This is a genomic window from Streptomyces sp. NPDC001450, from assembly GCF_053597295.1.
This window is the reverse complement of record NZ_JBSFHY010000032.1, coordinates 89,342-113,488: the sequence shown is the minus strand read 5'-3', so window position 1 is coordinate 113,488 and position 24,147 is coordinate 89,342. Positions and strand designations below refer to the sequence as shown.

Below are 24,147 nucleotides of genomic sequence, written 5' to 3'. Positions count from 1 at the left end.
TTCCATGCGTGAAGCCCCGCACAACACCTACTGCCGGTCCTCCGGGACGTCCGCCGCCGACTCCTCCGGGGTGAGGTCGGGGCGCAGCCGCAGCCACGACGGCTGGCGGAGCAGCCCGGCCCGGGTCCGGGTGCTGTAGCTGACCTCGCCGACCAGCCGGGGCAGCACCCAGCGGGCGTCCGCGATCCGCGGCACCGGGTCGAAGGGGCACTCGGTGCCGGCGGCGGCCCGCAGCAGCGCCGCCAGCTCCGTCCGCTCCGCCTCGCTCCAGCCGGTGCCCACCCCGCCCACGTAGCGCAGCCGGCCGCCGGCCCGCTGGCCGACCAGCACCGCGCCGGGCAGCCCGGTCAGCCGCCCCCGGCCCGGCAGCCAGCCGCCGACGATCACGTCCTCGCTGCGCATGTTGCGGATCTTGATCCAGGTGCGGGAGCGCACCCCGGGCTCGTACACCGAGTCCAGCCGCTTGCACACCAGCCCTTCGAGACCGTGCTCCCGGGTCGCCCGCAGCGCCTGGGCACCGTGCCCGGTCACCGCGGCCGGCGTCGACCAGTACGGTCCCGTCAGGCCCAGCTCCTCCAGCCGTGCCCGCCGCTCCGCGTAAGGGAGCCTGAGGAGCGGTCGCTCCAGGTAGGGCACGTCGAAGAGCACCAGGTGGACCGGCACCTGCGCGGCCCGGCGGGCCGCTCGCGCGGGGGAGTGGGCGAGGCCCATCCGGCTCTGCAGCAGCTGGAAGTCCGCCCGCCCCTGCTCGTCCAGGGCCAGCACCTCGCCGTCCAGGACGGCGGCCGCGCCGCCCAGGGCACCGCCGAGCGCCCGGAGTTCGGGGTAGGCGCCGGTGATCTCCTCACCGGACCGGGCGCGCAGCAGCACGCTGCCGTCGCCGGGCAGGTAGACCATCACCCGCTGACCGTCCTGCTTGGTCTCGTACGCCCACCGCTCGTCCTGGGCGGCGGGCGGCAGCTTGCCCGGGGTGGCGAGCATCGGCGGAATCAACGGCAGGGTCACGGCGGTCACGGCAGAAGGTGTCGACCGCACCCGGCACCCTCACGCGCCTTTCGCCACCGGTTCCCCTGAACGGGCCCCTCTGGTCGCCTCGGTCGCGGCCGGCGCCGACTGACGGGCCGGCACCAGGAGTTGGGCTCGGTCAGGGGAGGCTCACGCGTGCTGCAGGTGGGCGAGCACGGCCAGCACCCGGCGGTGTCCGCCGTCGCTGGGCGGCAGCCCCAGCTTCAGGAAGACGTTGCCGATGTGCTTGCTGACCGAGCGTTCGGTGATGACGAGGGTCTTGGCGATGGTGGTGTTGTCGTGGCCCTCGGCCGTCAGCTGCAGCACCTCGCGCTCGCGCGGTTTGCCGTGGGCCGGTCCGCGTCCCGGCCCGCACCACGGCGAGCGTCAGTTTCGCGCGGTCACGATGCTGGTCGCGTTCGCGGCCACGACCGCGCCGATGCCCGCCCACTCCGGCGCGCCGAGCCCCTGGCCGAGGACGATCCAGCCGACCACCGCCGCGAGCACCGGATTGACGCTCATGAACAGCCCGAACGTCTGCGCGGGCACGGTTCGCAGGGTGAGAAGGTCGGCGAGGTACGGCACGGCCGAGGAGAGTACCCCGGCGGCCATGGCGCACAGCACGGCCCCGGCCGTGGGCGTGTGTCGTACGGCGACGACGATGCCGGCCGGCAGGAAGGCCAGCGCCGACACCCCCGCGGCGGCGGCCGCGCCCTGGGCCCCGGGGATGCGGCGGCCGACGACCCGGTTGAGCAGGATGTACGAGGCCCAGCAGCAGGCCGCCACCAGGCCGAGACCCATGCCCACGTAGTCGGTGGAGGGCTGCGGACGCATCAGGACCACGACCCCGGCCGCCGCCAGCACCGCGCACCCCGCGTCCAGCCGGCGCCGGGACGCGGCCAGGGCGATGGCGAGCGGGCCGAGGAACTCCAGGGTCACCGCGAGACCCAGACCGATCCGGTCGACCGCGCTGTACAGGGTGAGGTTCATCGTGCCGAAGACCGCCGCGAGCAGCAGCACGGGCCACCACTGGCGCCAGGTGAAGGACCGAAGGCGCGGCCGGCCGACGGTCAGCAGGACCAGCGCCGCGACGTACTGGCGCATCGCGACCACGCCGAGGGGCCCGAGCACGGGGAAGGCCAGTGCCCCGATGGCCGCGCCGGTCTGGTTGGACAGGCCGCTGCCGAACATGGTGGCCACCCCGGCCGGCCGCCGGACCTGCGGCGCGGAGCCGGACGGGGTGGTGGGCGCGGTCCCGGCGGCAGGGCGTTCGAGAGCTTGAGGCATGCCCGGATGGTGCGCCACCAGGGTGCTTACGCAAAATGCATGCTCGGGTTCATCTATACGCTGAGCGTATGCATGACGCCGACATCGACCTGCGCCAGCTCCGCTGCCTCGTGGCCATCGTCGACGAGGGCACCTTCACCGACGCGGCCATCGCCCTCGGCGTCTCCCAGGCCGCCGTCTCCCGCACCCTCGCCTCCCTCGAACGGGCCCTGGGGGTACGGCTGCTCAGGCGCACGTCGCGCGCCGTGACCCCGACCGCGACCGGGCTGCGCGTGGTGGCGCAGGCCCGGCGGGTGCTCGCGGACGTGACCGAGCTGGTCCTGGAGGCCACCTCGGGGCAGGAGCGGGTGCGGATCGGTTACGCCTGGTCGGCGCTCGGCCGCCACACCGTGGCCTTCCAGCGGCGCTGGACCGCGGCGCATTCCGACACCGACCTGCACCTGGTGCGCGTCAACTCCCCGTCCGCGGGGCTGGCCGAGGGCGCCTGCGATCTCGCGGTCGTCCGCAGGCCGCTGGACGACCGGCGCTTCGACTCCGCCATCGTCGGCCTGGAACGGCGCCTGTGCGCGCTGGCCGCCGACGACCCCCTCGCCAGGCGCCGCTCGGTCCGGCTCGCCGACATCGCCGGACGCACCCTCTTCGTCGACCGCCGCACCGGCACGGCCACGCCGGAGCTGTGGCCGCCGGACGCCCGGCCGGCCGTGGCGGAGACGTACGACGTGGACGACTGGCTCACCGTCATCGCCGCCGGACGGGGTATCGGCGTGACGGCCGAGTCCACCGCGAACCAGTACCCGAGGCCCGGCATCGTCTACCGGCCGGTGCGCGACGCCGAACCCGTCGCCGTGCGCCTCGCCTGGTGGCGCGACGACCCGCACCCCGCCCACCAGGCCGTGCGCGAACTGCTCACCGAGCTGTACCGGGCGGGCTGAGGCGGCTGAGGAAGTATGAACAAAATTGTTGACAATCTTGTTTGGCTAGATTTACGTTCGACAGGCACTCACTCAGGGAGGGCACGATGCCGAAGGAAGCCCGTCCGACCACCGGAGAGCAGGCCAAACAGCATGCGCTCGCGCAGCTGCGGCAGGCGATCGCGCACGGCGAGATGGCACCGGCCCAGCGGCTGGTGGAGAACGAACTCGCCGAGCAGTTCGGTGTGACGCGGGCCAGCATCCGGGCGGCACTGATCGATCTGGAGGCACAGGGACTGGTCGAACGGATCCGCAACCGCGGCTCGCGGGTGCGGGTGGTGACCGTGGAGGAAGCGGTCGCGATCACGGAGTGCCGCATGGTCCTGGAAGGACTGTGCGCGGCGAAGGCGGCCGTCGCGGCGAGCGACGAGCAACTGGCCGGGCTGGCCGACCTCGGCGCGGCGATGCAGAAGGCCGTCGCCGACGGCGAGCCGGTCACGTACTCCGAACTCAACCACCGACTCCACGACCGGATCCGGGAGATCTCCGGACAGCAGACCGCCGTCGAGCTGCTGGAGCGGCTGAACGCCCAACTGGTCCGCCATCGCTTCCAGTTGGCGCTCAGGCCGGGGCGTCCCCAGCAATCCCTGACCGAGCACCTGGCGATGATCGAAGCGATCAGGGCCAGGGACCCGCAGGCGGCCGAAGCGGCCGTCCGCGCCCACCTCGCCAGCGTGATCGAGGCGCTCAGCGACTGACGCACCGCGCGCGGGACGCGGGGCGGGCGCACACCTGTCCATCGAGGCGAGGGCACCGCAGGGGCACACCCCTGCGGTGAACCGAGCCTGAAAAGGGAGATTTCCGCAATGACGCACGCCCACGCGCCCGTGCCCCCCGCCCCACCACGTTCGACACTGGTCGTCACCGCGCACGCCGGGGACTTCGTGTGGCGCGCGGGCGGAGCCATCGCCCTGGCCGCCTCCCGCGGGGAGAAGGTCATCATCGCGTGCCTCACCTTCGGCGAGCGCGGCGAGTCCGCCAAGGCGTGGCGCGAGGGGAAGACCCTGGAGGAGATCAAGGCGATACGCCGGGCGGAGGCCGAGGAAGCCGCCGCCACGCTCGGTGCCGAGGTCCGCTTCTTCGACGCCGGCGACTACCCGCTCGTCCTCGGCGCCGAGTTGACCGACCGGCTCGTCGCCGTCTTCCGCGAGACCCAGCCCGACGTGGTGCTCACCCACCCGGTCGAGGACCCCTACAACGGCGACCACCCGGCGGCCAACCGCATGGCTCTGGAAGCCCGGGTCCTCGCCCAGGCCATCGGCTACCCCGGCCCCGGCGAGATCATCGGCGCCCCGCCCGTCTTCTACTTCGAGCCCCACCAGCCCGAGATGAGCGGCTTCCGGCCCGAAGTCCTGCTCGACATCACCGAGGTGTGGGAGACCAAGCGCAAGGCCATGGAGTGCCTCGGCGCCCAGCAGCACCTGTGGGACTACTACACCGACCTCGCCGTCCGCCGCGGCGTCCAGCTCAAGCGCAACGCGGGCCCCAACCTCGGCCTGCCCCACAAGGCCATGGCCGAGGCCTACATGCGCCCCTACCCGCAGGTCACCAAGGAGCTGGTATGAGCGGCGTGATCGTCACCGGCCCGCCCAAGGCCGACGCCGAGGACGTCGAGGCCCTCGCCGGGTACGGCGTGGCCACCGTGCACGAGGCCATGGGCCGCACCGGTCTCCTCCCGGCGCGGCTGCGTCCGATCCAGCAGGGCACCCGGGTCGCGGGCACCGCGGTCACCGTGCTGTCCTGGCCCGGCGACAACCTCATGATCCACGCGGCCGTCGAGCAGTGCGGCGAGGGCGACGTGCTGGTCGTCACCACCACCTCGCCCTCCACCGACGGCATGTTCGGCGAGCTGTTCGCCACCGCGCTGAAGCAGCGGGGTGTGCGCGGCCTGGTCATCGACGCCGGCATCCGTGACACCCAGGAGCTGCGCGAACTCGGCTTTCCCGCCTGGTCGGCGGCCATCTCGGCGCAGGGCACCGTGAAGGCGACCGGCGGCTCGGTCAACGTACCCGTGGCCGTCGGCGGTCAGCCGGTCCGGCCCGGTGACGTGATCCTCGCCGACGACGACGGAGTCGTGGTCGTGCCGCGCGAGAAGGCCCGCGAGGCCGTCGAGGCGTCCGCGGCCCGCGAGGCAAGGGAAGCCGCCTCCCGCGCCGCCTTCGTCGAGGGCCAACTGGGCCTGGACCGGTACGGGCTGCGGGAGAGGCTCGCGCAACTGGGCGTCAGGTACACCTCGTACGAGGAGCGCGCCCGGGACGGAGCCGGGGCGTGAGCGGGTCCACGGAGGTGCGCTGCATGCTGATGCGCGGCGGCACCTCCAAGGGCGCCTACTTCCTGGCCGAGGACCTGCCCGCCGACCCGGCGGCCCGCGACGACCTGCTGCTGCGGATCATGGGCAGCCCCGACCCGCGCCAGACCGACGGACTCGGCGGCGCCCACCCGCTCACCAGCAAAGTGGCCGTCGTCTCCGCCTCCGGCGCCCCGGACGCCGACGTGGACTACCTCTTCCTCCAGGTGGCCGTGGACCGCAGCGAGGTGAGTGACCGTCAGAACTGCGGGAACATCCTCGCCGGAGTCGGCCCGTTCGCGGTCGAGCGGGGGCTCGTGGCCCCCGGTGGCGGCGAGACCTCCGTACGGATCCGCATGCTCAACACGGGGGAGCGGGCCGTCGCCACCTTCCCCACCCCGGACGGGCGCGTCGACTACACCGGTGACGTCGAGATCCCGGGCGTGCCCGGCACCGCGGCGCCCGTGGTGATCGAGTTCCCGGCCGGGGACACCCCGCTGCTGCCCACGGGCCGTGTCCGCGACACCGTCGCCGGTACCGAAGTGACCTGCGTGGACAACGGGATGCCGACCGTGCTCGTCCCGGCGACCGCGCTGAAGGTCACCGGATACGAGGAACCGAAGGACCTGGAGGAGGACCCGGCGCTCGCCGACCGCCTCCGTGAGATCCGGCTGGGGGCCGGGCGGCTGATGGGACTCGGGGACGTGGAGACCGCCACGGTCCCCAAGCTCACCCTGCTCGCCCCGCCCCGCGCCGGCGGCGCGGTCACCACCCGCACCTTCATCCCCGTCCGCTGCCACACCTCCATCGGCGTCCTCGGTGCCGCGAGCGTGGCGGCCGGACTGCGGCTGCCCGGCGGGGTGGGGGAGGGGATCGCCCAGCCGCCCGAGCGCGGTGACCGCGTCCGCATCGAGCACCCCAGCGGCTTCCTGGACATCGAGACGGCCGTCGATCCGGCTGCCTGCCCGCCCACGGCGCGTCGTACCGCCGTCGTCCGCACGGCCCGAAAGATCATCGACGGCATCGTCTTCCCGCGTGCCGCCGCCCCCGCACCCGCACAACCCCTTGGAGGCAACGATGGCTCCGCCGCTCGGTGACATCGCCCATATCGGCCACGTCGAGCTGTTCACCCCGGACCTGGACGCCAGTGTCGCCTTCTTCACCGACTACCTCGGGCTCACGGTCAACGGAGAGGACGGCGACACCGTCTATCTGCGCACCTTCGACGACTACGAGCACCACAGCCTCGTCCTCACTGCCCGGGACCGGCCCGGCCTCGGCCGGCTCGCGCTGCGCACCTCGGGCGAGGAGGCCCTGCACCGCCGTATCAGGGCGATCGAGGCGGCAGGCGGCAAGGGGCGCTGGGCCGAGGACGAACCCGGCCTCGGCGCGCTGTACGTCACGACCGATCCGGACGGACACGAGCACGCCCTGTACTGGGAGAGCGAGCACTACCAGGCCCCCGACGAGCTGAAACCGGCGCTGAAGAACCAGCCGCAGGCCAAGCCCAACCGGGGCGTGGGGGTGCGGCGGCTCGATCACGTCAACTTCCTCGCTGCCGACGTACTCGCCAGTGCCGAGTTCCAGGAACACGTGCTCGGCGCCCGGCCCACCGAGCAGATCCGGCTCGACACCGGGCGGATCGCGGCCCGCTGGCTGACCTTCACGAACAAGTCGTACGACGTCGTGTACACGGACGACTGGACCGGTTCGAGCGGCCGGCTGCACCACATCGCCTTCGCGACCGACACCCGCGAGGACATCCTGCGCGCCGCCGACCTCGCGATCGACACCGGCGTCTTCATCGAGACCGGCCCGCACAAGCACGCCATCCAACAGACGTTCTTCCTCTACGTCTACGAGCCCGGCGGCAACCGCATCGAGCTGTGCAACCCGCTCACCCGGCTCGTCCTGGCCCCGGACTGGCCGCTCATCACCTGGACCGAGGCCGAGCGGGCCAAGGGGCAGGCCTGGGGGCTTAAGACCATCGAGTCGTTCCACAGCCACGGCACACCGCCGGTGGGCTGACCGCCGACGCCCTGCGTCCCCACGCCGGCGCCTTATTGTCAATGCGATTGTTGACAAAAATGTTGACGTTACGCGTGATGGGTCCTTAGCGTCTGGCGCACTCACTGATCCCCTCCAGGGAACGCCTCCTGGACGAGAGGAAAACAAAGATGTCCTCCTCCCCCGCCCCCTCCGCTCGCGGCAGCAGACTCGCGCTGCTGGTCGTCGGACTGTGCTGGCTCGCCGTCCTCTTCGACGGCCTCGACATGTTCATCTACGGCTCGGTGCTGCCCCACCTGCTGGCGACCAGGACCTTCGGCCTCACCCCCGACCAGGCCGGCGACCTCGGCAGCTACGCCACCTTCGGCATGCTGGTGGGCGCCCTGGCGGCGGGCACGATCGCGGACCGCATCGGCCGCAAGGGGCTGATGGTCGCCTGCGTCACGCTGTTCTCGCTGGCCTCCGGCGTGTGCGCGACAGCGGACAGCGTCGCGGTCTTCGGCCTCGGCCGGACCCTGGCCGGTGTCGGCCTCGGCGGTCTGCTGCCCACCGCGATCAGCATGGTCTCCGACTACGCCAGGGGCGGCCGCGGCGCCCTGACCATCGGCGCGCTGATGACCGCCCACCACGCCGGCGGCATCCTCTCCGCCTACGTCGCCAAGTGGCTCGTGGAGCCCGTCGGCTGGCGCTGCGCGTTCTGGGTCTGCGTGCTCCCGCTGCTCTTCGTCCCGGTGCTCGCCAAGGTGATGCCCGAGTCGCTGAGCTTCCTGGTCACCAAGGGCCGCACCGAACAGGCCCGGGCGCTGGCCGACCGCTACGAGGTCGAGCTGCCCGCCGCCGGCAGGAAGACGCCCGCCGACCGCTGGGACGCCCTGCTCAACCTGTTCCGCGGCGGCGAGTGGCTCCAGACCCTGCTCTACTGGCTGGCCTCCTTCGGCGGTCTCTTCCTCGTCTACGGCGTCGCCACCTGGCTGCCCACCCTGATGCGCGGCGAGGGCTACAACCTCGGCTCCGCGCTGACCTTCGTCGTCCTGTTCAACCTCGGCGGCATCGTCGGCATGCTGGTCGCGGGCCGCGCCGCCGACCTCCCCCACGCTCGGCTCCGCTCGCGCGGGGGGACCCCCACCGGCGCCCCGCGCATCTCCGCGATCTGGTTCGCGCTCACCGCGGCCGGTGTCTTCCTGCTCAGCGTCCACATGCCGCTGGGCGTGACCTTCCTGGTCGTCTTCCTCACCGGCGTGTTCCTCAACAGCGCCCAGACGATGATCTACGCGACCGTCTCCATCCGCTCCACCCCGGACAACCGCGCCACCGCCGTCGGCTGGACCTCCGGCATGGGCCGCTTCGGCGCCGTCTTCGGCCCCTGGCTCGGCGGTCAGCTGCTCGCCGCGGGCAACGGCGACTGGGGGTTCACCGCCTTCGCCCTGGCCGGTGTGTCGTCGATGGTCTTCATCGGCCTCGCGGCCCTGCGCTCGGCCCGGGGGCCGGAGCGAAGCGGCGCGGAGCAGCAACTCGTCGCCGCCCGGTGACCGACACGGTGCCGCACCCGGATCCCGGGTGCGGCACCGCCGTCTCCTCACTCGCCGGGCGGCTCCACATCCAGCCCCGTGCACGCCAGTTTCCCGTCCACCTCGGCGCAGGCCTCCACGCCCTTGGGGGAGCGGACGGCGAGCATCGGGCTCGTGTCCTCGGCGGACTCGCCCGCCGGATAGCTCGCCGACAGCACGTCCTGCCCGGCCCGTACCGACACCTCCCGTGCCATCGGGGTGCGGAGCCGTACCTCCGACCACGCGGTGCCGCAGGAGGGGGAGTAGCGCAGCCGGACGTCGTAGTCGGTGTCGGACACCGTGCTCTTGGTCAGCGCGTCCCGGGCGCACACCGACGCGTCGGGCAACTGGCCCTGACAGGAGCGGGCGTGGCAGCGGGGCACGGTCAGGAGGGTCTGCGCGGCGGGAGCGGGGGCGCCCTGCCGGCCGGAGACGGTGACCGCGGCGGCAACCGCGGCGGCCGTGCCGAGCAGCGCGAGCGCCGACAGCGGAAGCCATCGCGAGCGGGACCGGGCCGCCTGCTCGGGTGGACTCGGTGCGGGCGGCTCTCCGGCCGCCTCCCACAGGGCCAGTACGACTTCGGGGTCGGCGCCGGCCAGTCGGCTCAGCGCCTCCACCGCGGCCCGCGGGGGCCGTTTGCTGCCGGTCAGATAGCGGTGCCAGGCCGACTTGCTGTACGGGGTGCGCGCGGCCAGTGCCGCCAGGCTCAGTCCCGTACCGTCCTTCAGTTCGCGCAGTCTCACCACCAGTGGCTCGTCCGGCGTGGTCGATCCTTGGGGATGCCGCATCGTGCGTCCCTCGACTCCCATTCCGCTATGGGCACTTTCGCCCCTGTTGTCGGAATGGCTTCCCAGGGGATCGGGATCCGCAACACCGGCCGAGGTATGAGGACGGTGAGGCGTGTGTACGCCGAAGGCCTGTTCGGGAGAAGGGGGTTCCCGGGCAGGCCTTCGACGGTCAGGCGGTGCGTGTGTGAGTGGTCGTCAGCACCACGGGACGGCGGTGCGGCCGGTGCGGACGTAGCGGGCGGAGACATAGCCCCGGTGGTGCGGGAGGCGGTACCAGGTGTGGTTGCCGTACACCCAGGAGCCGTACGTCTTGCAGCTGAGTGCGAGCAGCCGGTGCGTGTGCCGGTGCCCGATCACGCGGTAGCCGGTGCCGGGACCGGAGCGGACGTTCAGCCGGGCGCCGTGCGTGGAGACCCGGCCGAGGGCGGGCAGGGTGCGGCGGTACGACATGCCCTGCGCGACCGCCCGCGCCACTCCCGCGGCGACGAAGTGGGGGATGTGACGCGTGCGGTAGCGACGGTGGTGGACGCGGCGGACGGTGCGCTTGGCGTGGTGGCCGCGGTGCTTGGTGTGGTGCGTGCGCTGCTTCGCGTGGTGCGTGGTGTGCTGGGCCGCGATGCTGGGCACCGGGCGTGGGGTGGTGGTCGCGCTCGCCGGGGCGGCCCCGGCCGCCGCGGGCAGGAACGCGAGCACCGCGACCGTGGCCAGTACCCCGCTCTTGAGAGTCCGTCGGATCATGGAAACCTCCGGCTGTCGTTCTCGTGACCACGAACCGTGATCACAACAGCCAGCGTTGCCGTGACGGACCGTCAGGATGCCGTTCCCGCATCCCCTGGGACGCGGGGGACGTCCCCGGGGACGGGCGCCGCCCCGCGTCTTGGTCCATCCGGTCCTGTGCCGAGAGGCGTTCCACCGTCCTGCCCGTCTCCGTGAACGTCCGGGCACGGGCACTTCACTAAGTTACTTAAGTTACGCAACCATATGCGTAAACTCGTGAGTATGTCCACGGAACCGCTGCCCGACGTCCCGTCCGCCTCCGCCGAGGTCATCGAGATCGAGCGGGCCCTGACGCGCATCACGTACCTGGCCACGCGTGCTCGCCGGCACGAGCGGCTGATGGCGCTGGCCGGCGTGCCGCTGGACCGGGCCGCGGTGGCGCTGCTGCGGCAGATCGCCGACTCCGAGCCGCTCAGGCCGGGGGAGCTGGCGCAGCGGCTGGGCGTGGAGGCCTCCCACGTGACGCGGACCGTGCAGCAACTGCAGCGATCGGGGTACGTAACCCGGGTCCCCGACCCCGACGACCGCCGGGCCCAGCGGATCCAGCTCACCGACGCCGGCCGGGAGGCCGTCGCGCGGGTCCGGGAGGCCGGGGCCCGCGGGATGCAGCTCGCCCTCTCCGACTGGCAGCCCGAGGAACTGCGGCAGCTGGCCGGGCTGTTCCATCGCATGGTCGACGACTTCCTCGCCTGCGCGGTGGACGACGAGTCCGTCCAGGAGGCCGACGTTCCCGTTTCGAAGGCCTGACGGTGGCGGCTCCGGCCGTGCCCCCGGAGTAATGGTGCCGCTCGTTCCTTCCGGAGCGGAGGGCCCGGCCGTTCCTCCCGCGGTAGCAGCCCCATCTGTTAGCGCCGAAGCAACGGCCCCGACGTCTACCGTCGAGTAATATCCGGCGGCAGGACACCAGAGGAGGAGCCGTGCCCCGGTCCGAACGCTCACCCCTGCTGCTGGCCGGCCTGCTGGCCGCGGCCGGGGTCGCCCACTTCGCCGCCCCGCGGCGGTTCGACGCCACGATTCCGAAGACGCTGCCGGGCTCGCCCAGGGCATGGACGTACGGCAGCGGGTTCGTGGAACTGGCGCTGGCGGCCGGTGTGGCCGCGCCCCGGACGCGCGCCGTGGCCGCGAAGGCGGCCGCCGCCTTCTTCGTCGGGGTGTTCCCCGCCAACGTGAAGATGGCCGTCGACTGGCGGCACCGGCCCGCACCGCAGCGGAACGCGGCCCTGGCCCGGCTGCCCCTCCAGGTGCCCCTCGTGCTGTGGGCCCGCGGTGTCGCAAGGAATGGAGAAGGACGGTCGTGAGCGAGCGTATCGAGGTCGGGGACAAGGTCGAGGACTTCGCCCTGCAGGACGAGACCGGCACCACCCGGCGGCTCACCGAGCTGCTGGCCGAGGGCCCGGTGGTCCTCTTCTTCTATCCCGCCGCCCTGACGCCCGGCTGCACCGCCGAGGCCTGCCACTTCCGCGACCTCGCCGCGGAATTCGCCGCCGTCGGCGCCCGCCCGGTGGGAATCAGCGGCGACAGCGTCGAACGGCAGCAGGAGTTCGCCGGCCGGCACACCCTCGGCATGCCGCTGCTGTCCGACGCCGACGGAGCGGTCCGCGAGCGCTTCGGGGTCAAGCGGGGCTTCACGCTCGCGCCCACCAAGAGAGTCACCTTCGTCATCGCCGAGGACCGCTCGGTCCTGGAGATCGTCCGCAGCGAGCTGCGGATGAACACCCACGCCGACCGGGCCCTGTCCGCACTGCGCGCCCACAAGGGCTGAGGCGGGCCGCTGCCGCGCTCATGCCCTGGAACGATTGGATCATCCTTGGGTGTATGGAGCGTGTCGCGGCCGCGGCGATCAGGCGGCCGCGGGCTGCTCCTGGTCGCCCGGCTCACCCAGTGCTGGGGCAGCCGGCAGACGGGCAGCGGCAAGACGATCCGGGCGGAACAGCCGCTGCCCGACGCCTGATCACTGGAACGAGCAGCCCGGGTTCGGCGCGTCCTCCGAGAACGGGGAGCCGTGCGGCAGCACGTAGAGCACATCGAGGACGAGCGGGGTGTCACCCAGGTTGCGGCCGATGTGGACGTGGCCCGGGCCGGACGGCTCCTGGATCGTCGAGCCCTTCCGGTACACGCTGTCCGAGGCGCAGGTGGAGTCGAAGTGGCTCAGCGTGCCCTGCTTCACGAAGCCGTACAGCGGACCGTCGTGGTAGTGCCATCCGGTGCTCTGACCGGGCGGGATGGTGATCTCCCGCAGGGTGTAGTCGGTGCCGCCGACGGTGGTCTGGCTGATGAGCCGGGCCGTGACCCCGGGCCCCGGCGGGGTCGCCCCGGCGGTGCCGCAGGTCAGGACGGTGGCGGCGGTCACCACGCCGGTGACGGCCATGCGGAGTGCGGTGCGCATGCGGAGCCTCCATGGGCGCGAGGGAGTACCGCCGTGAACATAGGCCCGGGGAGGTCGCGTTGGGGGCGGAACCTGTCGATCCGGATTTCCTGGAACCGCCCGGCGGACCGCGCCCTTGGCTTCCGGGCTCCGGGAGATCGCACTGGCTCCGCGGCCGGTCTGCTGCTGACCGGACCCGTGATGGACCTCGACCTCGTCCCCGTGAACAACGTGGCGGTGGGGACCGTCCCTGCCGAACCGCGCGGCTGAGCGCCTGCCCGCCCGGTCCCGAGCGGACTTCGCCACGAACCTTCGTGGCACGGCGCAGACGAGTCGGGCAGGCGGTGCGCGCATCCGGCTGCCCGACAGCCTTCCGGCCCACTTGCGGCCCCACGCACAGGACTTCGCCTCACAAGCCGTGCGAGCCGAACTCGCGCGTGCCGCGGCGGACACCCTGATGCTGGTGATCGCCGTGCTGCTCCCGCGTACCGGCGGCCGTCGTGGTGCCGGGGCGCCGACCGGTCCTGGCCGAGCCCGGCACCGCATGACGCCCACCGGCGCCCGCGGTCACTCCCGGCCGTCGTCGGCGGCGACCTGGGCCAGCGTGCGTCCGGTGCGGACCGAGCGGGCCCGGCGGGGGTCCGGCGTGCCCTGGGCCTCCGCGCGGGCGGCGCCCTTGCGGACCAGCAGCCAGGCCTCCTCCTCGTCCTGGCCGGTGCGGAAGCGGGTGAGGGCGTACTCGCCGTGCAGCTTTGCTCCGCGCAGCCGGAAGGTGGCGTGTCCCTGCTCCAGTGACTCCGCGAAGTCCACCGGACGGCCCCGGCGGTCGTGGCTGAGCGGCTCGTACGTCCCGTGATCCCAGACGATCACGGTGCCGCCGCCGTACTCGCACCGCATGATCAGTTCAGCGGGATGATGACCTCGTCCTCGACCGGCGGATCGAGTTCCTGGGCGCGGTTGCCCGTCGCGGCGAAGCAGCGCAGCCGTACCGCCTCCGGGGTGACGTCCAGGCGCAGGAAGCACTTGAAGAACGGCGGGCTGTAGGTGGCCGAGCCGGGCGAGAACAGCTGGGTGTACAGCTTTCGCACGGGCAGCCGGAAGCGGGAGGTGCGGTCGGGGCGGCTGCCGGTGCCCAGCAGGCTCGCGACCAGGCGGGTGCGCCGGGTGACCCGGGCCTCCGGGGCGGGTGCCCGGCCCGGCTCGATGCCCAGCCGCTCGGCGATGACGGCAGTCGCCTCGGACTCGGTGAGCGTGAAGAAGCGCGGCAGGCGCAGGCGGCGGCCGTACAGGCGGCTGTAGAAGGCCAGCGAGTCACCCCGCAGCGGATAGCAGCGGAAGTCCCGCTCGCTGACGCCAGCGACCGACACCCGCGGGATGGTGTGTGTGGCGTGCATGAACGCGCCGCCGCCGCCCGAGACCACGTACTGGATGGTCCGGCCGTCCACGTCGACCGGATAGCGCTGGTAGTTGTGGATGTCGCCGCCGATCGCGGCCACGTAGTGGTGCGCCGGGTCGCGGACGATGTCGTCGACCGTGCCGCCGCCCTCGATGGCGCAGGGGTGGTGCTCGCCGTCCACGTACAGCGGCGAGCCGGTGATCAGGATCTTCGGCTTCGGCCCGCGGGAGACCTCCCGCAGCCACCCGCCCTGTTCGGCGTCGATCGTGCCGAGCAGCCCGGTGTCGATGCCGACGATCCGCACCGGGCCGGCGTCGATCGCCCAGTACGGCCCCGGTTGTACGGCCTGTTGAGCTGGCGCCGACCTCAACTTCCGTGCGTCGGCGAGGCGTTGCCCGTCCGCCGGGCGCGGCCGGTGCCAGAGCAGGGCCTGCCACCAGGCGCCGGTGAGCGGGCGGGGCGCGGGCTCTGGGGCCGGCGGTGGTGCGTCGGCGCAGAAGACGCGCATGAACGCGCCGAGGTCCTCGTACCAGTCGTGGTTGCCCGGTATCGCGTATATGGGAGCCGGGTAGTCCTGGTACGGCTGGAAGAATTTGGTGCCGTAGTCGTCCGCGCTGCCGACGGGGTAGATGACGTCGCTCGCGATCACCGCGAACTCCGTGTCCTGACCTGCCTTCAGAAAGCCCGGCACGACGGCGTACTGGGAGTCGTCGCCCTCGCCGGTGTCCCCGATGACCATGAAGGAGAACCGGTCCGGCACCTCCCGCCGGATCACCTTGTCGACGGGTGCCCCCGCCTCGGCCTGCCGGGCCACCAGGCGGCTGCGGGTACGGCCCGTCGGGTCCCCGAACCAGGACGCCAGCACCCCGTTGCGGGCGGCCCACAGGGTCCTCGGGTTCAGCCACGACAGCTTCTCGACGTGGTCGGGCATGAGCTGTTGGTAGGCGCCGCGTTCGGCCGCGCCCCAGCCGGCGCCCTGTGCGGTATCGCGTGAGGATTCAGACACGCGGTGCACGGTAACAACGAGTCGATCACGGCCCGCAGGGCGGGTCCTGACACGATGCGTCCCCGGACCCGCACCGAGCGTTCCGGGAACCACACCGACCGAGAGGCCCGCATGACCGGCGACGACACCTCCGCCCCCGACTTCCTCGACCTCGTGCCCGACCTCGAAAGCGGCCCGGAGCGGCGGCTGTTGGGCATCCGCTACTTCGACGAGCCGTTCCTGCTCACCGTCTCGCTCTCCCAGGGGGTCGGGTCCAGCGAGCTGCAGCTGGACCGGGGGCGGGCGGGCAAGGCACGCCTCGCGGAGTTCCGCCGGGTGGGCGGCCGGGTGCTGCTCCTCGTGCGCAACAAGCACTTCCTGACCAGCGGTGAGCCGGCCGCCGTGCGGGCGGGGCAGGAGTCCTTCGCCGTGTCCGTGGTGTGGAGCGGACCGGTGCTGCGGGAGGAAGCGGGAGCGGTCGTCGTGGACGCCACCGGGCTCGTGCTGTACGACCACGACCGGGTCGCCGAGCACCTGGAGGACGAGGGGCAGGGCGAGTACGCCCTCGACGCCGCCACGAGTCTTCCGCTCGTCGCCGACAGTCGCACCGGGCCAGACGCCACCCGTCTGCCCGCGCTGCTCACCTTCCGGGGACCAGGCCGCGGCCCGGCCCTCCGGGCGGCCGCCGCCGACCCGCGCGCGGTGACCGTCGTCCAGCAGCTGGTCCTCCTGCGCCTGCCCAAGTACCCGCTGCCCGCCCGCCGTTACCATCCGGCCTCCGGCGGCTACGGTGTCGGGTGGGCCGACCACGGCCTGGCCGGACGTGCGGACACCCAGGTCAAGGTCCAGCCCCGGTTCCGTGCCGAGCCCGGTGGCGCGCCCATCGTCTTCCGCGTCGATCCGGCCGTCCCCGAGCCCTTCCGTACGGCGGTCGTCGAGGGCGGCAACTGGTGGCGGGAGGCCTTCGCCCGGATCGGCCTGCCCGACGCCTACCGCGTCGAGGCCGCGGGCGACGACTTCGACCCGCACGACCCAGCGGTCAACGGCGTGGTGTGGGTGCACCGTTCCGGCCGGGGCTGGTCCCTGGGGCAGGGCCTGACCGACCCGCGCAGCGGTGAGATCCTGCACGCCCGGGTCCGGCTCGGCTCCCAGCGCCTCGACCAGGTCCGCGCGCTCGGCGAGGCGCTGCTCGCCCCGTACGGCCGCCCCGACGAGGCCGAACGCCTCGCCGTCGTCCAGGAGTTGGTGCTCGCCCGGCTCCGCCTGCTCGCCGCGCACGAGATCGGCCACGCCCTCGGGTTCATGCACAACTTCGCCAGTACACGGCACCCGGCACCGTCCGTCATGGACTACCCGCACGCCCGCGTCACCGTGAGCGACACCGGCGAGCTCGACCTCACCCACGCCTACCCCACCGGCCTCGGCCCCTGGGACCACTTCCTCGTCGCCCATGGCTACGGCCACTTCGCCGACGAGGAACGCGAGTTGGCCGGGTTGCGCCGCGAGATTGCGGAGGCGGGTCTGGGGTATGTGAGCGACGTGGACGCCCAGGGCGCCGCGGCCGCGCACCCGGACGGCGTGCCCTGGGTCACCGAGGGAGACCCACTCCGGGCCTTGGAGACCGTGCTGCGGGTACGGCGCGTCGCCATGGAGGGCTTCTCACGCGCGGTGCTGCCGCCCGGCCGGCAGACCGGTGAACTGGAGGAACGGGCGGTTCTGCTGCATCTGCTCCACCGCCACGAGGTCACCGCCGTCGCCCGCCTCGTCGGCGGGGCCCGGTACGGCTATGCGCAGGCCGGGGACGACGCCCCGGGCGTCGAGCCCGTCGACGCGGCCACCCAGCGTACGGCCCTGACCCGACTGGCCGAGCTGCTCCGGGCCGGCCGACTCGGCCTGCCCGAGGCGGTGTTGGATGCCCTCACCCCGCCCGCGATCCGGTACGAGCGGAGCGACCAGTACTTCGACACCCGCACCGGACGGCTCCCCGACCCCTTCGAGGCCGTACGGACCGCCGTCACCCTCGTCACCGCCGAACTGCTCGACCCCGCCCGGCTCGGCCGCGTGGCCTGGCAGCACGCGAAGGACCCGGCCATGCCGGGGGTCGGGGATGTCGTGGACGCCCTGCTGGCCACGACCTGGCTGGGCGACGAGGAGGGCGGCGACGCACAGGTGCCCGGAGGGGAGGGCGTGCGGCACACGGCCGACTGGACCGTCCTGAACCATCTGCTCACCGTTCTCGAAACGCCCGGCCTGCACGCTCCGGCCAGGGCCACCCTCCGGGACGCCCTGCGACGACTCGCCGACGCGCTGCGTGTGATGGCCGGGGAACAGCGGCGTGAAGCGGCCAGGTTGATCGGTGCGTACCTGGCCGACCCACGCACGGTGAGGCTCGACCCGCTGCCCCGGGTGCCGCCCGGGGCGCCGAACTGAGGGTGCCTGGTCAGTCCACGGTCAGCGAGAACGGCCCGGCCAGCACCGAGTAGCCGTCGTTTGCGAGGTAGTACACGTCGTACTTGCCCGCGCCGTTGACCTTGCCGGTGGAGAAGGTGGCCGCACCGCTGGCGTTGGGTGTGTAGGCCCAGGTCAGTGCGGACCGTTGGCCCGGGGTGGCACCGGCCGGGTAGATGCCGATCCAGTTCTTCGCGCTGACCTGCCCGGCGGACGGGACCGCGTACCGGAAGGTGACGTTGCCGCCGTTCGCGACCGCGTCCAGGTCACCGGTGAGCGTCGGCGCCGTCGCGGTGGACGGTGCGAAGGCGGCGTTCAGCGGTGTCGCGTAGGTGTCGTTGGCGGTCAGGCCGGGCAGGCCGAGGGCCGCCTCGATGGTGCGGGCGATGCCGTAGTGGTCGTAGTGGGCCGGGCTGCTGGTGCCGGCCGGGACGGTGCCCTGCGAGCCGACGACCGTGGTGACGATGTGGTTGTAGGCCTCGCTCTGGCTCTCGTCCCAGGTCAGGACGAGCAGGGAGCGCTGCTGGGTCCAGGCGGGGGAGGACAGCACCGGGGCGAGGGTCTGCTTCAGCCAGCCGTCCTGCGTCTTCAGGCTGGTGGTGCTGCCGTTGCCGGAGGCCTCGCCGTCGTAGTAGTCGTCGGCCGCGATCCAGGAGAAATTCGGAGTGGTCGCGGCCGACTGCAGGTCGGTGGTCAGCTGCGAGGTGTCGAACAGGTGCGCGGCGCAGCGCGACGCGTTGCCGCTGATGTCGGTGTAGTTGATGAACGGGGCGTCGTCGGGCTCGTAGTAACTGTCGTAGGTGTTCTTGGTGTTGCAGGGCGTTCCCATGCCCTGCTCGTAGGCCTTCCAGGTCTTCCCGGCGTCCTCCAGGGTGTCGCCCAGGTTGCGCTGCGGGGAGTTGATGTTGGGCCAGTAGGTGGCGCCCCTGGCATAGGTGTCGCCGCCGGCGACGGCGAGGTAGTTCTCGTCGCTCGGGTGGTAGACGCCGTGGAAGTCGGTCAGGGTCGCGCCCTGGTTCATCAGGCTGTGCATGTAGGGCGTATCGGCCGGGTCGTTCATGACCTCGGAGTAGTCGGTGTTCTCCATCATGACCATGAACACGTGGTCGTAGCCGGGCACTTGGGACGCGGGCGGGGTGAGCGGCGCCGGCGCGGTGACCGGGGTGTTCAGGGTGAGGGAGAGGTTGTCGAGGTAGCCGGTCTCGTGCGACGTCGACAGGAACTGCACCTCGACCTGGATCGACCGGGTCCCCACGGGCACCTGGCCGGTGATGGCGCGGGACAGGAACTTGGTGACCAGGCCCCGGTCGGACGCGGAGGCCGTCGGCAGCTTGGCCGTCGTACCCAGCGGGTGGCCGCTCGCGTCGTGGAAGTGCAGGCCGACCGCGACATAGCCGCCGTAGACCGTCCAGCCGCCGAGCCAGCCGGAGAGGTTGTAGCTCACGCCGCCGCCGTCGACGGCCGTGGCCGCCGAGGAGACGTCCACGGTCTGCGACATCGAGCCGTCACCGAAGTTGCCGGGCCCGAAGAAGGCCTTGCCGGGGGACTTGCCGTCGCTCGGCAGCCCGAAGGACCCTGCGGTGTGGCACATGACGTCCGGGCCGCCGGCCTCGGTCGTCCAGCCGGGCACCGTGGTGGCCGCGGACCAGTCGTCGGTGCAGTAACCGCCGCCCTCCGCGTCGCCGTTGACGATCAGATTGCCGCTGCCGCCGGCCGCGTGGGCCGCGGGAGCGGAGACGATCAGTGCGCCGAGGAGGGCCAGGAGCCCGCCGAGGGATCTCCAACGCAGTCGCATGCGTGTACCTCGTCCCGTTCAAGAGGGTGTGGTGAGGGTGGGCCGTACGGCCCGGCTGTGCACGATGAACGGGACATAGGTATCGGTCTGCGCTGTCGAACGGAAGAACCGAGGCCAAACTTGACCAGACAAGTTGGCGTGGTGTTGGTCAGGTGGCACCTTGCTCCGGGGCGTCATCCAAGGGGACGCCCACTGGGTGCAGTTGATGACCGGACTCCCCGCCCGTACCGCCTCCGGCATCCTGTTCTCGCACGCCGACCTGGCCGTCCTGCACCGTCCGGACGTCTTCCACGCGGCCGTCGCCGGCGCGGGCGTCACCGACCAGCGGCTGTATCACGCCCACTGGCGCGAGAGGTTCCTCGGCCACCCGGACGAGCACCCCGAGCGGTAAGACGCCTGCTCGTTGCTCGGCGAGGCGCACCGGCTCGCCCGCCCCCTGCTGCTGGTCCACGGCCTCGCCGACACCAACGTCCGGCCCGTCCACACCCTGCGCCTGTCCGAGGCGCTGCTCCTGCCCGGCACGGGTCACCAGCCGATCGGCACCGACCTGACCGGAAATCTGCTGGGCCATCAGGTCCGGCTTCTGCGACACCGTTTGGGGCCATACCTGCGGGAGTGTCCCAAGCTGCCCCGCCCGCATAGGGAAAACCCTCGATTGCCCCCGCCGTGGCTGACATGCGCGGGTCAAAGCTGAAATCCTCCCCCCGCACACGGATCCTCCAAGTGTGTGCACGGATCACGGTCCCCGCACAGCTCAGCTCGTCCCGGGCAGCACACCCGTCTGTCCGGTCTGTCACCGGCCGCGACCCGGCGGCCGCAGCAGGAGGAGTACGAGTGAGACGTCTTCCCCACAGACGGGCCACGGTCGGAGCCGCACTGGTCTCCACCGCCGCCTTCCTCGCCGTCGGCATCCAGTCGGTCCCGGCGACCGCCAAGCCCGCAGGCCCCCACCCGAGCCCCCTTCGCACCGGAGGCCTGGAGGCCAAGCTCACCCCCGCCCAGCACTCCGCGCTGATCAAGAGCGCCAGGGAGAAGACCTCCGCGACCGCCCGCACCCTCGGGCTCGGCGCCAAGGAGAAGCTGGTCGTCAAGGACGTCGTCAAGGACAACGACGGAACCCTGCACACGCGTTACGAACGCACCTACGCCGGCCTCCCGGTCCTCGGCGGCGACCTCGTCGTGCACACCCCGCCCGCCTCCCTGGCCGCGGGCACCGTGAGCACGACCTTCAACAACAAGCACAGGATCAAGGTCGCCTCCACCACCGCGACCTTCACCAAGTCCGCCGCCGAGACCAAGGCCCTGAAGGCCGCGAAGGCCCTCGACGGGAAGAAGGCCACCGCCGACAGCGCCCGCAAGGTGATCTGGGCCGGCCACGGCACCCCGAAGCTCGCCTGGGAGACGGTGGTCGGCGGCTTCCAGGACGACGGCACGCCCAGCCGGCTCCACGTCGTCACCGACGCCTCCACCGGCAAGGAGCTGTACCGCTACCAGGCCGTCAGGACCGGGACCGGCAACACCCAGTACAGCGGCCAGGTGACGCTGACCACGACCCAGTCGGGGTCGACCTACACGCTGAACGACGGGGCGCGCGGCGGCCACAAGACGTACAACCTGAACCACGGCACCTCGGGCACCGGCACGCTGTTCTCCCAGACCAACGACACCTGGGGCAACGGCACCACGTCCAACGCGGCCACCGCGGGCGCGGACGCCCACTACGGCGCCGCGGTCACCTGGGACTTCTACAAGAACACCTTCGGCCGCAGCGGCATCAAGAACGACGGCGTCGGCGCCTACTCCCGTGTCCACTACGGCAACGCGTACGTGAACGCGTTCTGGGACGACAGCTGCTTCTGCATGACCTATGGTGACGGCTCCGGCAACGCCGACCCGCTGACCTCGCTCGACGTCGCGGGCCACGAGATGAGCCACGGTGTCACCTCCAACACCGCGGGCCTGGAGTACAGCGGTGAGTCCGGCGGCCTGAACGAGGCCACCTCCGACATCTTCGGCACCGGCGTGGAGTTCTACGCCAACAACAGCTCGGACGTCGGCGACTACCTCATCGGCGAGAAGATCGACATCAACGGCGACGGCACCCCGCTGCGCTACATGGACAAGCCCAGCAAGGACGGTGGATCCGCCGACAGCTGGTACTCCGGCGTCGGCAACCTGGACGTGCACTACTCCTCGGGCCCCGCGAACCACATGTTCTACCTGCTGTCCGAGGGCAGCGGCACCAAGGTCATCAACGGCGTCACCTACAACAGCCCGACGTCCGACGGCGTCGCCGTCACCGGCATCGGCCGGGCCGCGGCCCTGCAGATCTGGTACAAGGCGCTGACGTCGTACATGACGTCGAGCACCGACTACGCCGCCGCCCGCACCGCGGCCCTCAACGCGGCCGCCGCGCTCTACGGCACCAACTCCACCCAGTACGCCGGGGTGGGCAACGCCTTCGCCGGTATCAATGTCGGCGGCCACATCACCCCGCCCAGCAGCGGAGTGACGGTCACCAACCCGGGCAGCCAGACCGCCACCGTCGGCACCGCGGTCAGCCTGCAGATCCAGGCGAGCAGCACCAACAGCGGTGCCCTCTCCTACAGCGCCTCCGGGCTGCCGGCCGGTCTGTCGATCAACAGCTCGACCGGCCTGGTCTCCGGCACGCCCACCACCGCGGGCAGCTCCAGCGCCACGGTCACGGTGACCGACTCCACCGGCGCGACCGGCACCGCGACCTTCAGCTGGACGGTCAACCCGACCGGCGGCGGCTGCTCCTCGACCCAGCTGCTCAGCAACCCGGGCTTCGAGTCCGGCAGCACCGGCTGGACGGCGACCAGCGGAGTCATCGGCACCGACAGCGGTGAGGCGGCCCACAGCGGCTCCTACAAGGCCTGGCTCGACGGCTACGGCTCCTCGCACACCGACACCCTGTCCCAGTCGGTGACGATCCCCGCGGGCTGCAAGGCGACCCTGACCTTCTACCTGCACATCGACACCGACGAGACCACCAGCAGCACCCAGTACGACAAGCTGACGGTGACCGCCGGTTCGAAGACCCTGGCGACCTACTCGAACCTCAACGCGGCCTCCGGCTACAGCCAGAAGTCCTTCGACCTGTCCTCGCTGGCGGGCTCGACGGTCACGCTGAAGTTCAACGGAGTCGAGGACTCCTCGCTCCAGACCAGCTTCGTCGTGGACGACACCGCCCTGACGACCGGCTGAGTCCCACGTCACGGTCCCGCACACCGGAGGCTTCCGGGTGCGGGACCGTGGCCTGTCAGGACAGCGGATCCAGCGTCAGATACGCCTGCTGCGGGCTGCCGTCGTGGACCAGCGACTCCTGGTTGCCGACGTCGTCGAAGGCGAACGCGTACGCCTTGCCGTCGGCCATCTGTGCGTGGATCTTGCGCGCGTAGTGGTTGGTCACGGGATCCTGGTAGAAGTTCGCCGTCGAGGTGTCCGGCTGGTTGGGGTTCACCAGCAGGGTGGAGCGGTTGAAACCGGCGCACAGCGTGCGGGAGATGGGGCCGCGCACGGCGTCGTTGGGGGCGTCCAGCAGCTTGTGACAGCCGAAGATGCTGGACGCGTCCGGCTTCTGGAAGCTGGTGACGACCGCGCCGGAGGAGTTGGTGAAGTTCATGACGTTCCCCGAGACCCGGCCGTAGTACTTGGTGCCCGGCTGGTCGGTGAACGGCGTGACCGTGAGGGTCGACGTCGAGTACTTCTGCCACACCCGGTTCACGTAGTCGTCCATCACGTTCGCCGGCAGGGCCCCGGTCTCCACGCCGTACAGCGGGGACAGGGCGCGCAGCACGGTGCCGTCCGAGCGCGTCTGGATCAGGTTCGCCCAGCCGCCCGGCTGCCCGCGCAGCGCGTTGAAGAAGCCGGTGTAGCCGCCGGACCTGAGATGCCCGGTACTGCTCACGCTGCCGTCGGAGCGCTGCACGCCGACCGCGTACGGCGCCGAGAACATGTCCACCTGGGTGCTGTTGAGCCACAGCCCGGAGTCGTTGAGCGTGTACTCCGACCAGTTGAACAGGGTGTTCCGGTTCGGGTCGGACGGGTTCTGCACGGCCGGCTGCACCAGCCCGCCGGTGGTCAGCCGGAAGTCGAGCTTCTGGCCGTAGGAGAAGTAGATCCGGCCGGAGAACTTCGGGATGCGGATCGTCTTGGACTGCCCGGCGGCGGGCCCGGCGATCGCCGCGTCCGGCGCGGGAGTCGGCGGGTTGCCGCCCGCCGGCCAGGCGTGGAAGGTGCCGTTCGCGTCGGCCCAGCCCTGCCGTCCCGAGGACAGCTGGGTGCCGAGGTCGTAGACGTAGACCGGGTCGGAGCGGCCTGAGTTGTTGGTGATCTGCAGCGGGACGGTGTCCGGCACGGCGGCACCGGCGCGGTCCGGTGCGGCCAGCGTGAGCAGGCCGCCGACCAGGGCCGCCGCGGCCGCCAGGGGCAGCGCGGGGCGCGTGATGCTGGGGAGCACTCTCCA

22 protein-coding genes and 2 pseudogenes are annotated in these 24,147 nt (G+C 71.9%); 14 read left to right on the top strand and 10 right to left on the bottom strand.

Features of this window, described 5'->3' with window-relative positions:
- Positions 1-27: 27 nt before the first annotated feature.
- The 3 genes and pseudogenes from ACWC5O_RS30605 to ACWC5O_RS30595 form a co-directional block, all read right to left on the bottom strand.
- Positions 28-1,005 (bottom strand): ATP-dependent DNA ligase, encoded by a 978-nt coding sequence (locus ACWC5O_RS30605; RefSeq protein WP_450591861.1) that lies wholly within the window; start codon positions 1,003-1,005, stop codon positions 28-30.
- A 150-nt stretch (positions 1,006-1,155) separates the two neighbouring features.
- Positions 1,156-1,347, bottom strand: a pseudogene (locus ACWC5O_RS30600) (response regulator transcription factor); the annotation flags it as partial.
- A 45-nt stretch (positions 1,348-1,392) separates the two neighbouring features.
- Positions 1,393-2,292 (bottom strand): EamA family transporter, encoded by a 900-nt coding sequence (locus tag ACWC5O_RS30595; protein WP_450591847.1) that lies wholly within the window; start codon positions 2,290-2,292, stop codon positions 1,393-1,395.
- 68 nt (positions 2,293-2,360) lie between these two features.
- Between ACWC5O_RS30595 and ACWC5O_RS30590 the strand changes: the two genes are divergently transcribed.
- From ACWC5O_RS30590 to ACWC5O_RS30560, 7 genes are all read left to right on the top strand, one after another.
- Positions 2,361-3,224 (top strand): LysR family transcriptional regulator, encoded by an 864-nt coding sequence (locus ACWC5O_RS30590; RefSeq protein ID WP_450591845.1) that lies wholly within the window; start codon positions 2,361-2,363, stop codon positions 3,222-3,224.
- Positions 3,225-3,310: 86 nt separating this feature from the next.
- Positions 3,311-3,961, top strand: a complete 651-nt coding sequence (locus tag ACWC5O_RS30585; RefSeq protein WP_450591843.1) for a GntR family transcriptional regulator — start codon at positions 3,311-3,313, stop codon at positions 3,959-3,961.
- A gap of 108 nt (positions 3,962-4,069) precedes the next feature.
- The gene (locus ACWC5O_RS30580; protein WP_450591842.1) at positions 4,070-4,828 is read left to right on the top strand and encodes a PIG-L deacetylase family protein; all 759 of its coding nucleotides are present in this window, start codon (positions 4,070-4,072) and stop codon (positions 4,826-4,828) included.
- Positions 4,825-5,535 carry a 4-carboxy-4-hydroxy-2-oxoadipate aldolase/oxaloacetate decarboxylase gene (locus ACWC5O_RS30575; RefSeq protein WP_450591840.1) on the top strand — a complete coding sequence of 237 codons (711 nt, stop codon included), beginning with the start codon at positions 4,825-4,827 and terminating at the stop codon, positions 5,533-5,535. The genes ACWC5O_RS30580 and ACWC5O_RS30575 overlap by 4 nt, the downstream gene beginning before the upstream one ends.
- Entirely contained in the window at positions 5,532-6,647 is a 1,116-nt protein-coding gene (locus tag ACWC5O_RS30570; RefSeq protein ID WP_450591839.1) for a 4-oxalomesaconate tautomerase, read from the top strand. Before ACWC5O_RS30575 ends, ACWC5O_RS30570 begins: the two co-directional genes overlap by 4 nt.
- Entirely contained in the window at positions 6,628-7,578 is a 951-nt protein-coding gene (locus ACWC5O_RS30565; protein ID WP_450591838.1) for a VOC family protein, read from the top strand. Before ACWC5O_RS30570 ends, ACWC5O_RS30565 begins: the two co-directional genes overlap by 20 nt.
- Before the next feature lie 149 nt (positions 7,579-7,727).
- On the top strand, positions 7,728-9,086 hold the full coding sequence (locus ACWC5O_RS30560) for an MFS transporter (protein WP_450591836.1): 1,359 nt from the start codon (positions 7,728-7,730) through the stop codon (positions 9,084-9,086).
- A gap of 47 nt (positions 9,087-9,133) precedes the next feature.
- On the opposite strand, the gene ACWC5O_RS30555 is transcribed toward ACWC5O_RS30560, so the two are convergent.
- Both ACWC5O_RS30555 and ACWC5O_RS30550 read right to left on the bottom strand, forming a co-directional pair.
- Entirely contained in the window at positions 9,134-9,892 is a 759-nt protein-coding gene (locus ACWC5O_RS30555; protein WP_450591835.1) for an XRE family transcriptional regulator, read from the bottom strand.
- Positions 9,893-10,087: 195 nt separating this feature from the next.
- Complete coding sequence (locus tag ACWC5O_RS30550; protein WP_450591833.1) at positions 10,088-10,630, bottom strand: hypothetical protein; 543 nt, start codon at positions 10,628-10,630, stop codon at positions 10,088-10,090.
- Positions 10,631-10,891: 261 nt separating this feature from the next.
- On the opposite strand from ACWC5O_RS30550, the gene ACWC5O_RS30545 reads away from it, so the two are divergent.
- The 4 genes from ACWC5O_RS30545 (at position 10,892) to ACWC5O_RS30530 (ending at position 12,620) form a co-directional block, all read left to right on the top strand.
- Positions 10,892-11,416: a MarR family winged helix-turn-helix transcriptional regulator gene (locus tag ACWC5O_RS30545; protein WP_450591831.1), complete on the top strand. Its 525-nt coding sequence runs from the start codon at positions 10,892-10,894 to the stop codon at positions 11,414-11,416.
- Between the two features lie 170 nt (positions 11,417-11,586).
- Positions 11,587-11,967 (top strand): DoxX family protein, encoded by a 381-nt coding sequence (locus ACWC5O_RS30540; RefSeq protein ID WP_450591829.1) that lies wholly within the window; start codon positions 11,587-11,589, stop codon positions 11,965-11,967.
- A complete protein-coding gene (locus ACWC5O_RS30535; protein ID WP_450591827.1) occupies positions 11,964-12,431 on the top strand; it encodes a peroxiredoxin in 468 nt (155 codons plus the stop codon). Before ACWC5O_RS30540 ends, ACWC5O_RS30535 begins: the two co-directional genes overlap by 4 nt.
- A 60-nt stretch (positions 12,432-12,491) precedes the next feature.
- Positions 12,492-12,620 carry a hypothetical protein gene (locus ACWC5O_RS30530; protein WP_450591863.1) on the top strand — a complete coding sequence of 43 codons (129 nt, stop codon included), beginning with the start codon at positions 12,492-12,494 and terminating at the stop codon, positions 12,618-12,620.
- Here ACWC5O_RS30530 and ACWC5O_RS30525 read toward each other — a convergent pair whose 3' ends face one another.
- The 3 genes and pseudogenes from ACWC5O_RS30525 to ACWC5O_RS30515 all read right to left on the bottom strand — a co-directional run bounded on the left by ACWC5O_RS30525 (position 12,621) and on the right by ACWC5O_RS30515 (position 15,436).
- Positions 12,621-13,055 carry a cupin domain-containing protein gene (locus tag ACWC5O_RS30525; RefSeq protein ID WP_450591826.1) on the bottom strand — a complete coding sequence of 145 codons (435 nt, stop codon included), beginning with the start codon at positions 13,053-13,055 and terminating at the stop codon, positions 12,621-12,623. It lies immediately after the preceding gene.
- A gap of 546 nt (positions 13,056-13,601) precedes the next feature.
- Positions 13,602-13,928: pseudogene (locus ACWC5O_RS30520) on the bottom strand (DNA polymerase ligase N-terminal domain-containing protein); the annotation flags it as partial.
- Between the two features lie 5 nt (positions 13,929-13,933).
- On the bottom strand, positions 13,934-15,436 hold the full coding sequence (locus tag ACWC5O_RS30515; protein ID WP_450591824.1) for a metallophosphoesterase family protein: 1,503 nt from the start codon (positions 15,434-15,436) through the stop codon (positions 13,934-13,936).
- A 3-nt stretch (positions 15,437-15,439) separates the two neighbouring features.
- Here ACWC5O_RS30515 and ACWC5O_RS30510 point away from each other — a divergent pair, with 3 nt between their 5' ends.
- A complete protein-coding gene (locus ACWC5O_RS30510; RefSeq protein WP_450591823.1) occupies positions 15,440-17,845 on the top strand; it encodes a zinc-dependent metalloprotease in 2,406 nt (801 codons plus the stop codon).
- Positions 17,846-17,855: 10 nt separating this feature from the next.
- Here ACWC5O_RS30510 and ACWC5O_RS30505 read toward each other — a convergent pair whose 3' ends face one another.
- Complete coding sequence (locus ACWC5O_RS30505) at positions 17,856-19,658, bottom strand: alkaline phosphatase family protein (RefSeq protein ID WP_450591821.1); 1,803 nt, start codon at positions 19,656-19,658, stop codon at positions 17,856-17,858.
- Positions 19,659-19,863: 205 nt separating this feature from the next.
- On the opposite strand from ACWC5O_RS30505, the gene ACWC5O_RS30500 reads away from it, so the two are divergent.
- Together ACWC5O_RS30500 and ACWC5O_RS30495 are read left to right on the top strand one after the other, a co-directional pair.
- Complete coding sequence (locus tag ACWC5O_RS30500) at positions 19,864-20,049, top strand: prolyl oligopeptidase family serine peptidase (RefSeq protein WP_450591820.1); 186 nt, start codon at positions 19,864-19,866, stop codon at positions 20,047-20,049.
- Positions 20,050-20,492: 443 nt separating this feature from the next.
- Positions 20,493-22,886 (top strand): M4 family metallopeptidase, encoded by a 2,394-nt coding sequence (locus ACWC5O_RS30495; protein ID WP_450781108.1) that lies wholly within the window; start codon positions 20,493-20,495, stop codon positions 22,884-22,886.
- Between the two features lie 55 nt (positions 22,887-22,941).
- Here the strand turns inward: ACWC5O_RS30495 and ACWC5O_RS30490 are convergent, their stop codons facing one another.
- The gene (locus tag ACWC5O_RS30490) at positions 22,942-24,141 is read right to left on the bottom strand and encodes a glycoside hydrolase family 64 protein (protein ID WP_450590705.1); all 1,200 of its coding nucleotides are present in this window, start codon (positions 24,139-24,141) and stop codon (positions 22,942-22,944) included.
- Between the last annotated feature and the right edge of the window lie 6 nt (positions 24,142-24,147).